The organism is Candidatus Eisenbacteria bacterium, assembly GCA_035712145.1.
Taxonomy (GTDB): domain Bacteria; phylum Eisenbacteria; class RBG-16-71-46; order RBG-16-71-46; family RBG-16-71-46; genus DASTBI01.
In genome coordinates this window covers 60,708-72,093 of the sequence record DASTBI010000143.1, presented here as the reverse complement: position 1 = coordinate 72,093, position 11,386 = coordinate 60,708, and the positions used below count along the sequence as shown (strand labels likewise).

The window sequence follows — 11,386 nt, the reverse complement described above, 5'->3', positions numbered from 1 at the left end:
TACCGGGCCTACCACGCGCTGCTCACGCGCGACCGGGAGGATCCCAGCAAGTGGGTGCCTCTGCGCAACTCGCGCGGGGAGGCGACCAACGCGATCCTCGGCTTCGCCAACACGGTGCTCAAGATCAGGCGCGAGGAGAAGCCCGACTACTGGGCGCTGGCGTGGGACGGGCCTGGGAAGACCTTCCGCCACGAGCGCTTCGCCGAGTACAAGGCGACTCGCAAGCCGATGCCCGACGATCTGCTGAGCCAGGTCCGGCCGGTGGAGGAGATGGCGAAGGCGCTCGGCCTTCCCGTGATCCAGATCCCCGGCATGGAAGCCGACGACGTGATGGCCACGCTCGCGCGCAGCGCCGAGAAGGACGGGCTCGACGTCGTGCTCATCACCGGCGACAAGGATCTGGTGCAGCTCGTGAGCGACCGGGTGAAGGTCCTGGCGCCGCTGCGGCGCGGCGAGGAGTACGCGTGGATCGATCGGGCCGCCGTGATCGAGAAATGGGGCGTGCCGCCCGAGCACGTGGTGGACGTGCTCGCGCTGCTCGGGGACACGATCGACAACGTCCCCGGCGTGCCCGGGATCGGCGACAAGACCGCCGACGAGCTGCTGCGAGCGTACGGATCGCTCGAAGGCATCTACGAACATCTCGCGGAGATCAAGAAGCCGTCGATCCGCGCCCGGCTCGAGGCGAATCGCGAGCAGGCGTTCCTGTCGCGCGAGCTGGTGACGGTGAAGACTGACCTCGATCTCGAGTGCACGTGGGAGGATCTCAGGGTCCAGCCCATCCGGCCCGACGCATTCCGCGATCTCGTGCTGCGCTACGAGCTGAAGGCGCTCGAGCGTCGACTGCCCGAGATCGCTCGCGAGGAGCAGTCGCGGCCGGCGGCGTCGCCGCCCGCGCCCGAACCACGGGCCGAGGCCTCCGCGCCCATGCAGTCGCAAGCCTCGCTCGATCTCTGGCTCGATCCCGTCCAGGCCACTGCGACCGCGACCGCCCCTGAAGAGCTCGAGGCGGAGGTGCGCGCCGTGCTCGAAGACGCGCGCGCAGGACTCGCCATCCATCCGCTCTTCGAAGGCGAGCACCCACGCACCGCCCGGGTCGTCGGCCTCGGAGTGGCCACGCCCAAGGGCGCGAGTTACATCCCGATCGGTCACGAGGGCGCCAGCAACGTGGGCATCGATCGCCTGCGAGACTGGCTCGGTCTGGCTCTGGCCGATCCCCAGGTGCCCAAGATCGGCATCGACCTCAAGGGCTGTGCCCACCTGCTGGAAGGTCTCGGTCTCGAGCTCGCGCTGCATGAAGGCGCTCCGGACGTGGACCTCCGCGTCCTGTCGTTCCTGTGCGATCCCGAGCGCGATCACTCGCTCGAGGCAATGGCGCGCGACTTCCTCGGCGCGAGCTTGCCGCGCCTCGGTGAGGCGCCGGGCGGGCGCAGGATCAAGCCAAGCGCGCTGCCGCTCGAAGCCGGCGCGATGGCGGCGCGGATCACCGCGACGCTGATTCCGCTCGCCCAGGCGCTCCGCGCGCAGCTCGAAGCGCGCGACCAGTGGGGGCTCTACGAGACGCTCGAGCGGCCGCTGACCCCCGTGCTGCTGGACATGGAGCGCGCGGGCGTGCGGCTCGACGCCTCAGCGCTGCGCGCGATGTCTCGAGCCGCGGCGGAGGAGATCGACCGCCTGCGCGTCGAGCTCGTGGCCATGGCCGGTGAGCCCATCAACCTGGACAGCGGCCCGCAGGTGGCGAAGGTGATGTTCGAGACGCTGGGGCTCAAGGCCAAGGGCCGCACGCCCGGCGGCGCCCTGTCGACCCGGCAGGATGTGCTCGAAGACCTGGCCGGCGTGCACGCGTTCCCGGCACGGCTGCTCGAGTACCGGGCCTTGTCGAAGCTGCGCTCCACCTACTTCGACGCGCTGCCGGCGGAAGTGGATCCGCGCGACGGGAGAGTGCACACCGTCTTCGACCAGACCGGCGCGGCCACCGGGCGGATCTCGTCCAGCCATCCCAACCTCCAGAACATCCCGATGCGCACCGAGCGCGGTCGCAGGATCCGCCAGGCCTTCGTCGCCGCGCCGGGAGCGGTGCTGATCGGCGCCGACTACTCGCAGATCGAGCTGCGGGTGATGGCGCACCTCTCCGGAGATCCGGGACTGGTGGCGGCCTTCGAGAGCGGCGACGACGTCCACGACCGCACCGCGCGCTCGATCTTCAAGGTGCAGGGACCGCTCGATCCGGGACTCCGGGCGCGAGCCAAGATCGTCAACTTCGGAATCATGTACGGCATGGGCGCGCGCAGCCTGGCGCAGCAGATGGGCATCCCGCTCGCCGAAGCGCAGGCATTCATCGCCGAATACTTCCGCGTGTTCGGCGGCGTGCGCGCGTTCCTCGACCGCACGATGGCGGACGCGCGCCAGCAAGGGTGGGTGGCGACCCTGCTCGGCCGCCGCCGTTACCTTCCGGGGCTCGACAGCGCCCACGGGGGAGAGCGCTCGGCCACCGAGCGCGCCGCAATCAACACGCCCATCCAGGGCTCGGCGGCGGATCTCATGAAGCTCGCGATGATTCGCGTGGCCGCTGCCTTGAAGGCCCACATTCCCTCGGCTAGATTGCTGCTCCAGGTGCACGACGAGCTGCTGCTCGAATGCCCGATGCAGGACGCGGACCTGGTCTCGGAACGCGTGCGAGAAGAGATGGAAGGCTGCTTCCCGCTTCGCGTGCCGCTGGTCGTCACGGTGGGGCGAGGATCGACCTGGTTCGATGTCCACTGAGGGGAAGCCGCGTCGCGCCAAGGCCCGCGATGGCTTGCTGATCATCGGCCTGGTCGGCCGTGCGGGCAGCGGAAAGACCACGGTGGCGCGCGCGCTGGCGGAAGACGGCGCCCGGCTGATCGAGGCGGATCGGCTGGGACACGAGGTGACCGATCGCGATCCCGAGGTTCGGAAGGCCCTCGCCGCCGAGTACGGACCCGGGATCTACCGCGAGAACGGCGAGCTCGACCGGCCGCGGGTGGCGGCGCGGATCTTCAGCGATCGGGAGGCGCGAGCGCGGCTCGACGCGCTGGTGCATCCGCGCATCGTCGAGCGCATCCGGCACGAGCTGGACACGCTGCGCGCCGCGGGCGCTCGCGGCGTGGCCGTGATCGACGCGGCACTGATGCTGGAGTGGGGTCTCGAACGCGACTGCGACGCGGTCATCGCCGTGGTCGCTCCGGAAGCCGCGCAGATCGAGAGGTTATGGCGGGCCCGCGGCCTCAGTGAGTCCGAGGCGCGCGCGAGGCTCGCGGCGCAACGAACCAACGAGGCGTTCGCGGCGGCTGCCGACGTGACGCTGGTGAACCAGGGATCGGCCGAGGAGCTGCGCCGGCAGGCGCGAGCCGCGCTGGCGAGCCTCGAGGCCGAGTCGACGAAAGGAACCGGATGCTGACCACCAGCGAGCTGCGAAAACGCATCGACAACGCACGCCACACGCTCGACGACCTGCGGAGGTACCTTTGACGTCGATCGCGGGCGGGCGCGCGTCGCGGAGCTCGAAGGACGCATGGCGGCGCCGGGCTTCTGGGACCGGCCCGAGGAGGCGCAGAAGACCGTCGCCGAGATGAAGCGCGAGAAGCGCACGGTCGACGAATGGGCCGTCCAGGAGAGCTCGCTCAGCGGCCTCGCGGAGATGCTCGACCTCGCCGAGTCCGAAGGCGACCAGGGAATGCTCGCCGAGCTGTCGCGCGAGCTCGACACGCTCGAAGGCGGGATCGGCGAGCTGGAGCTCAAGAGTCTCCTGTCCGGAGAGTACGACCGCCTCGGCGCGCTCGTCGCCATCCACCCCGGAGCGGGAGGGACCGAGTCTCAGGACTGGGCTCAGATGCTGTTCCGCATGTACATGCGCTGGGCCGAGCGTCACGGATACGCGGCCAACGTGCTCGACCTCCAGCCCGGTGAAGAGGCGGGCATCAAGGACGTGACGGTCGAGATCACCGGCGACTATGCCTACGGCTATCTCAAGGCCGAGAGCGGAGTCCACCGGCTGGTGCGCATCTCGCCCTACGACGCGGCGCAGCGCCGTCACACCTCGTTCGCCTCGGTATTCATCTTTCCCATGGTCGACGACACCATCACGGTCGACGTCGCTCCGGCCGATCTCCGCATCGATACCTTCCGCGCCAGCGGGGCCGGAGGCCAGCACGTCAACAAGACGGAGTCCGCGGTCCGCATCACGCACCTTCCCACCGGGCTCGTGGTGCAGTCCCAGGCCGAGAGGAGCCAGCACCGGAACCGGGACAACGCCATGCGGATCCTCCGCTCCCGGCTCTTCCTCCATTACCAGGAGCGGGAGAAGGCGAAGAGCGAAGCGATCGCCGGCGCCAAGAAGGACATCGACTTCGGGAGCCAGATCCGCTCCTACGTCCTCCATCCTTATACTCTGGTGAACGACCACCGCACCGAGCTCAAGGTCGGCGACGTGCACAAGGTGCTCGACGGCGACCTGGATTCCTTCATCGACGCCTATCTCAAGCGCAAGGAGGCCTGATGGCTCCGGCCCACATTTTTCGCGAGTACGACATCCGCGGTCTCCACGAAACCGAGCTGACCGACGAGGTGGCCGAAGGCGTCGGACGCGCGTTCGGCACGCTGGTCGCCGGCGACGGCGCGCGCATCGTGGCGCTCGGCCGCGACGTGCGTCCCAGCAGCTCGCGTCTGGCCGCGGGGGTCGAGAAGGGACTCGTCCAGTGCGGGCTCGACGTGCATCGGGTGGGCGTCGTGCCGACTCCCGCGCTCTACTACGCGGTCGCGCAGGCGGGCGCGGACGCGGGCCTCCAGGTGACCGGCAGCCACAATCCCGCCGAGTACAACGGCTTCAAGATGACGCGGGGCCCGCGGCCGGTGTTCGGCGCCCAGATCCAGGAGATGCGCCAGCGGATCGAGCGCGGCGATTTCGTCTCGGCGACTCCAGGAAAGGCCGCCGATCGGCCCGTCCTGGCCGACTACCGGCGCATGCTCGAGGATCGGTGCGCGAGCGCCAAGGGCCTCACGGTCGTGATGGACTGCGGCAACGGCTGCGCGGGCACGGTCGTGCCGGGCGCGTTCGAGACCATGGGACACAAGGTCACGCCCCTCTTCGCCGAGCTCGACGGGCGCTTCCCCAATCACCTGCCGGACCCCACGGTGCCCGAGCTGCTGAAGGATCTGATCGCCGAGGTCCGGCGCTCCGGCGCCGATCTCGGCATCGGCTTCGACGGCGATGCCGACCGCATCGGCGCGGTGGATTCGCGGGGGCGGGTCGTGTTCGGCGACCAGCTGCTCGCCTTGTTCGCGCGCGACGTGCTGACGCGTGTCCCCGGGGCGCCGATCATCTTCGACGTCAAGTGCTCGCAGGGACTGATCGAGGACATCGCCGCGCACGGCGGCCAGCCGATGATGTGGAAGACCGGCCACTCGCTGCTCAAGAGCCGGCTGTGGGAAACCGGAGCGCCGCTGGCGGGAGAGATGTCGGGCCACATGTTCTTCCGCGAGGGGTTTTTCGGATTCGACGACGCATTGTTCGCGGCGGGCCGACTGCTGCGCTACGTGGCATCGTCCGGGAAGAGCCTGGCCGACCTCGTGGACACGATTCCCCAATACCATTCGACGCCGGAGATCCGCCTGCCTTGTCCGGAGGACAAGAAGTTTGCGGTGGTCGAGACGCTCAAGCGAGAGTTCTCGAGCCGCTACCGGGTCATCGACATCGATGGCGTCCGCGTGGAGTTCGGCGACGGCTGGGGACTCGCCCGCGCGTCGAATACTCAGGCGGTGATCGTGGTGCGCTTCGAGGCCCGCTCCGAGAAGCGGCTCGAAGAGATCCGCGCCACCTTCATGGAGCCGCTCAAGTCACTCGGAGTCGGCGAGGCGGGCATCGCCCATTGAGTCTCGGCGCCGACGCATCGACGACCGCGGAGGGGGAGGCGCGGCGCGCGCTCGGCAAACCCTTGCCGCGTGATTTCTACGATCGCCCGGTGACGAGGGTCGCGCGCGATCTGATCGGGCGCATGCTGGTCCACGACACGCGCGAGGGACGAGTCGCCGGGGTGATCGTCGAGGTCGAGGCTTATCGCGGCGAGGCCGATCCGGCGAGCCACGCCTTCCGAGGACGGACACGCCGCAACGCGGTGATGTTCGGCGAACCCGGCCATGCGTATGTCTACTTCACGTACGGGATGCATCACTGCCTCAACCTGGTGACGGGGCGTGATGGCGTCGCCAGCGCCGTCCTCCTGCGAGCGGCAGAGCCGCGGATCGGCATCGAGATCATGCGCAGGCGTCGTGGCGTCCCGGTGCTCGAGCGACTGGCGCGCGGCCCCGGCTGTCTGGCGCAGGCCTTTGGACTGGACCTCACCCGCAACGGCCTCGATGTCACCCAGCCACCTCTCTGGGTATCCGACCGGCGGCCGGAACGCTTGGCAGGCCGAATCGGAACCAGCTCCCGGGTCGGTATCCGCGTCGCGACCGAGCGGCCGTGGCGTTTTTTCGTGCGCGAGAGTCCCTTCGTGTCCGGTCCGAGAGGTGGACTTCGCCGTTGACACTCCCCCGGCCGGTTCTTAGTATCCCGCGTTCGTGTCTGGCGCAGGACGTTGACCGCGCGTCACTTCCGCCCTGCTCGGAGGTTGCTGTTCCTCAACGCGCGGGTCCGCTCGATCGGGTGGTTCGAAAGGAGAAGGCATGAGGGCTTCGCGCGGCCTGATGCTGAGCGCGCTTTGCTGGACGCTGATCTCATGGACCACGGCGGCTCTCGCCCAGATTCGCGATCCGCTCAGCTACACCTTCGACTTCTCGCCCGATGCCACTTCCCGCAGCCCGCGCCTGCTCGGCATGGGCCGGCTGACGCTCGCCAGCGACGTCCACAACGCGGTCAATCTGTGGGACCTCGCGGCCAATCCCATCGGCCTGTTCGAGGCCGATACCAGCTCGTCGTTCGATCTCCGGCCCGCGACGTCCTCGGCGGCGGCCCGGCACACCCCGGTCGGGAGCAGCACGGAGCGCCAGCATCTGGCGGGGCGAGAGGTGCGGCTCGCCTACGAGGGCTGGAAGCGCAGCGAGAACAGCATCTACGGGCTGATCGGTGACTTCACTCAGTTGCGTTCGGACCAGCCGTACAGCGACACCCGCGTGCTGCGCGACCATCTCGACCTGCCCCGCTTCGAGGCGATCCTCAGCGGCCGCATGCCGCGCTTCCAGTCGGACCGCATGATCTACGAGCTGCATATCTTCAACGTGAACGCCAACTCGCTCGAGGAGTACCGCACCTTCTTCTCCAACGCCGAAGGCCAGTACCTGGGGAAGGAGAGCGTGATCGTGCCACCGCCCAACTTCTTCGACCCCGACGAAGTGCGCGCATCCGCCTTGGGAGGCGGCCTGGGGCTTTCGTATCGGATCGCAGGCTGGATGACCGCCGCCGTCGGCGGCGAAGCGACCGCGACCCGGGTCGAAGGGGAGAACTCGGACAACATCCACGACACCGGCACCGGCGAGGATCGTTCCTACTACACCGGCCGCCTGGGACTCTCGGGTCGCTATCAGGCGTTCGAGTACGCGCTCGACGGCCGCACGTGGACCGCCGAGAACGAGGAGCGCTTCGTCTTCACGCTCAAGGCCGGACAGAACCAAAATCCGTTCACCGGGCGAGGCAAGGTGCTCGACCGTGCAGAGGACGGGAGCGAAGGACGCGGGCGCCTGCGCTGGAAGATGGGCAACCTCGAGCTCAATGCGGGGGGGAGGAGCTGGAACCGAACCGTGGACATCCTGCCGCCGCCGCCGGGCGCCGTCGACTCCTACAATTACTTCCTCAACGTCGCGGCCAACCGTCGCGGAGCCGACTCGCTCGCCCTGCCGGACAGCATCGTCCGCAGCCGCGCCAAGGACAGCGGATGGGACATCGCCTACGGAGCCACCTGGCGATTCGGGAGCCGTGGCCTGGTCGGAGCGGAGTACCACTTCGCCAAGGAGTCGCTCGAGCTGGATGTCTTCGAGAACCCGGCTCCGGTTCCGGGCAACGACCCACTGAGCTACGAGGGCGACGGGCCCCACCGCCGCACATCCGACATCCGGGGCGGGCTGGAGTACGCCTGCACTTCGGCCCTCACCGGTCGGCTAGGGTTCATCCGCCGCTCCGACGACCTGGACGAGCTCACCGATCACAACGAGTACAAGAGCAACACGCTCACCACCGGGTTCGGGATCCGGCCGTTGGGCTCCATCTGGGCCCTCGACTTCGGCTGGTCGATCGAGTGGATCTCACCCGACTTCGAGGACTCCACCGACCCCAAGGAGAGCCGGCAGCAGCTGGGAGCCCAGGTTCGGTGGGTCTTCTAGGCCATCGCTGGTCGGAAAAGTCTTGACGTCCATTTGGACGGCCGCCATAGTTCGGGACGGCTGGGCGCAGGCGCCAAGGTTTCCTCCGGCGCATGATGGTCGTGACCTCAGCTGCCCCCCGACTCCCCAACATAAGAAGGTGCGGATTCTTTCGTTCTCCAGACCCGGCAATCTGGTGACGAGGCTGGAGGATTCACCCAAGTCGAGGAGCCGTTAGCAGTTGACAGGGTGTTAGCAGATTGGCAAGGTGGCAAGGTTGCTCGCCGCCTCCGGCCCCAGGTCCCGGTCGTTGCGACCTGAAGAATGAAGGTGGAGAAGAATGCGTTTCCGAGTCTTGTACATGGTGTTGCTCGGCTGCGCGCTGGCATACCCCGCTCTCGGGCAGGCGCCCCGGCCGGCCGGGCCGACGGGCCGTATCACCGGGAAGGTGTACGAGAAGGGGAAGGACCCCGCCGCCTACGTGAACGTGATCGTGCTGGGTTCCAAGCAGGGCGCCCAGACCGATGAGAACGGCAGCTTCACCATCGTCGGCGTCCCGGTGGGCACGGCACAGGTCCAGGTCCAGGCCATCGGCTTCGACAAGCAGGTCAAGGACGTCCAGATCAACGCCGGCCAGACCGCCACCGTCGAGTTCACGCTCGGCTCCTCCAAGGTCGTCAAGCAGATCGAGGAGATCGAGGTCAGCGCCAAGAAGCAGATCGACACCAAGTCCTCCACCAGCAAGCAGCAGATCAGCGCCCAGACCATGAAGGACCTTCCGGTCGACAACCTGAGTCAGGCGGTGTCGGTCAAGGCGGGCGTGGTCGCGCAAGGCGGCGAGCTGCACTTCCGCGGCGGCCGTGGCGGCGAGGTCAAGTTCCAGATCGACGGCGTCGAGGTGTCCGACCCGCTGTTCGGAGGCGGCGCCAACATCGCGAACCTCGCGGTGGCCGGAGCGGACGTCCTCTCGGGCGGCATGGACGCCGAGTACGGCAACGCGCTCTCCGGCGTGGTCGCGGTCTCGACCAAGGAAGGCACCGAGAAGTTCGGCGGCGAGGTCCGCTGGGACACCGACCGCTATGGCGATCCCACGAAGACCTACAACAACTTCGACCGCTTCACCTTCGGCTTCGGCGGTCCTACGCCCATCAAGAACCTGACCTATTTCGCGACCTACGAGGGAACGTTCACCGACACGTACACGCCCACCACGCTCACCAAGCCCTCGCGCACGCTGTGGGACTTCATCGCGCTCGGCAACCGGCAGCAAAACCAGATCAATACCAACCTCAAGCTCGCGTACCGGATCAGCCCGCGCCACAAGGTCACGCTCGAGACCATCAACAACCGCAACATCGCGACGCCGTACAACCACATGTGGAGTCGGCAGGGCTACGTGAAGACGACCTACGACACCGTCCGCGCCAATGGCCAGCCCGACACTTATCGGCCCAGGTACGGCACCTGGTCGTACACGCAGATCGACAGCACCTATGAGCCCGTCAACATGCCGGACCACGTGCCGACCACCGATGACCGCTTCCATGGACTCACCGCGGTGTGGACCAGCCAGCTCTCCGACAAGACGGTGTGGACCACGCGCGCCTCGTCGCTCAACTTCAAGACGCTGTCGTCGATCGGGCAGAAGCTGCCCTGGGACTACTGGATCGACAGTCCGGAGTACTGGGACGGAAATACCACGGTCGGCACCGAGAACAACCCTTTCTTCGCCACCCACGGGGACTTCCCCACGTATTCGGACCGCACCACCTCCACCGCCGTCCTCAAGAGCGACTTCTCGACTCGAAAGTGGAAGCAGCACACCTTCAAGACCGGCATCGAGGCTCGCTACAACCGGGTCCAGAACCTCGGCATCATCCGGCCCAACGACGAGAGCCCTACGGGGCCGGGCGGCGTGCGCTCCGACTACGTCAACTACAACCCCGAAGGCGCCGTTTACGCGCAGGACCGGTGGGAGTACGAAGGCCTGGTGCTGAACGCCGGCCTGCGCTACGACCTGTTCACGCCCGGTGATCAGGTCGAGACCGCGGATCTGCCGAGCGGCAAGCGTTACAAGCAGCAGGTCAGTCCGCGACTGGGGATCGCCTATCCCATCTCCGACAAGGACGTGCTGAGCTTCCATTACGGCTGGACCTACCAAACGCCCGGCCGCAACTTCGTGTTCGAGAACCGCGGCCTGTCCTCGACGGTCGCGATTCGCGGAAACCCGGACCTGGAGCCCGAGACCAACATCGCCTACCAGGCCGCGGTCCAGCACCTGTTCACCCGCGATATCTCCGGCCAGTTCGCGGTGTTCTTCAAGGACATCTACGGCCTGATCTCGACGCGCGCCGCGAGCGACGAGTTCGGCAACCAGATCTCGGTTTACGTGAACGAGGACTACGCCAGCGCTCGCGGCTTCGAGGCCAGCATCACCAAGAGCTTCAGCCACAAGTTCTCGGCCGAGGTGAACTACACCTACCAGATCGCCACGGGTGTGGCTTCGGATCCGCAGTCGGCCCAGCAGTTCATCACCGGCGGCGGTCTCTACCTGCCGATCTCCGAGCAGCCGCTCGACTGGGATCAGCGCAGCACGCTGACGATTCAGGGCGTGGTGCGCGACCCGGGCCGCTGGGGATTCCGCTTCCTGTGGCAGTACGGGTCGGGCTTCCCGTTCACGCCGAACTTCCGAAACGATCGCAAGCCGGACCCCACGCTCAACAACTCGCGCCGCCTGCCCTCGAACTCGATCCTCACGGTCGACGGCGACAAGTACTTCCGGGTCTGGGGACAGAACGTGACCCTGTTCTTCGACGCGCGGAACGTCCTCGGCGCCAAGAACATCAACAACCTTACGTACTCCGTCTTCCCCAATCCCTTCGTGGGTCAGTCGGGCGACGAGTACTTGATTTACTTCACGGAGACCGGGCGTGCCGGCGGCGCCTACTTGCAGGACACCAATGGCGACAACTTCCTGGACTGGGTTCCCGTGCACGACCCGCGAGTGTTCCAGGAAGGTCGCAGCGTGCGCATGGGCGTGAGCATCACGTTCTAGCGAGAGTGCAGGAGCACACTC

Annotated in this window: 7 protein-coding genes; all 7 read left to right on the top strand. The window is 67.4% G+C overall.

What is annotated here, in order from left to right; all coding sequences use genetic code 11:
• Window positions 1-2,763: DNA polymerase I (polA, locus tag VFQ05_09170; GenBank protein ID HET9326928.1), on the top strand; the 2,763-nt coding region annotated here is incomplete at its 5' end.
• Window positions 2,753-3,418, top strand: a complete 666-nt coding sequence (gene coaE / locus VFQ05_09165; protein ID HET9326927.1) for a dephospho-CoA kinase — start codon at window positions 2,753-2,755, stop codon at window positions 3,416-3,418. The genes polA and coaE, both read left to right, overlap by 11 nt.
• A protein-coding gene (gene prfB / locus VFQ05_09160) for a peptide chain release factor 2 (GenBank protein ID HET9326926.1) occupies window positions 3,415-4,516 on the top strand; the annotation gives its coding sequence in 2 pieces (ribosomal slippage) (window positions 3,415-3,477 and window positions 3,479-4,516; 1,101 coding nt in all). Before coaE ends, prfB begins: the two co-directional genes overlap by 4 nt.
• A complete protein-coding gene (locus VFQ05_09155) occupies window positions 4,516-5,889 on the top strand; it encodes a phosphomannomutase/phosphoglucomutase (protein ID HET9326925.1) in 1,374 nt (457 codons plus the stop codon). The genes prfB and VFQ05_09155 overlap by 1 nt, the downstream gene beginning before the upstream one ends.
• Window positions 5,886-6,542: a DNA-3-methyladenine glycosylase gene (locus tag VFQ05_09150; GenBank protein ID HET9326924.1), complete on the top strand. Its 657-nt coding sequence runs from the start codon at window positions 5,886-5,888 to the stop codon at window positions 6,540-6,542. Before VFQ05_09155 ends, VFQ05_09150 begins: the two co-directional genes overlap by 4 nt.
• Window positions 6,543-6,681: 139 nt before the next feature.
• Window positions 6,682-8,331 carry a hypothetical protein gene (locus VFQ05_09145; GenBank protein HET9326923.1) on the top strand — a complete coding sequence of 550 codons (1,650 nt, stop codon included), beginning with the start codon at window positions 6,682-6,684 and terminating at the stop codon, window positions 8,329-8,331.
• 319 nt (window positions 8,332-8,650) lie between these two features.
• Window positions 8,651-11,365, top strand: a complete 2,715-nt coding sequence (locus VFQ05_09140) for a TonB-dependent receptor (protein ID HET9326922.1) — start codon at window positions 8,651-8,653, stop codon at window positions 11,363-11,365.
• Window positions 11,366-11,386 lie beyond the last annotated feature (21 nt).

Excerpts from the sequence above, each read along its gene's own strand:
- coaE (HET9326927.1), top strand. The coding sequence starts at position 2,753 with ATGTCCACTGAGGGGAAGCCGCGTCGCGCCAAGGCCCGCGATGGCTTG.
- VFQ05_09155 (HET9326925.1), top strand. The coding sequence starts at position 4,516 with ATGGCTCCGGCCCACATTTTTCGCGAGTACGACATCCGCGGTCTCCAC.
- VFQ05_09145 (HET9326923.1), top strand. The coding sequence starts at position 6,682 with ATGAGGGCTTCGCGCGGCCTGATGCTGAGCGCGCTTTGCTGGACGCTG.
- VFQ05_09140 (HET9326922.1), top strand. The coding sequence starts at position 8,651 with ATGCGTTTCCGAGTCTTGTACATGGTGTTGCTCGGCTGCGCGCTGGCA.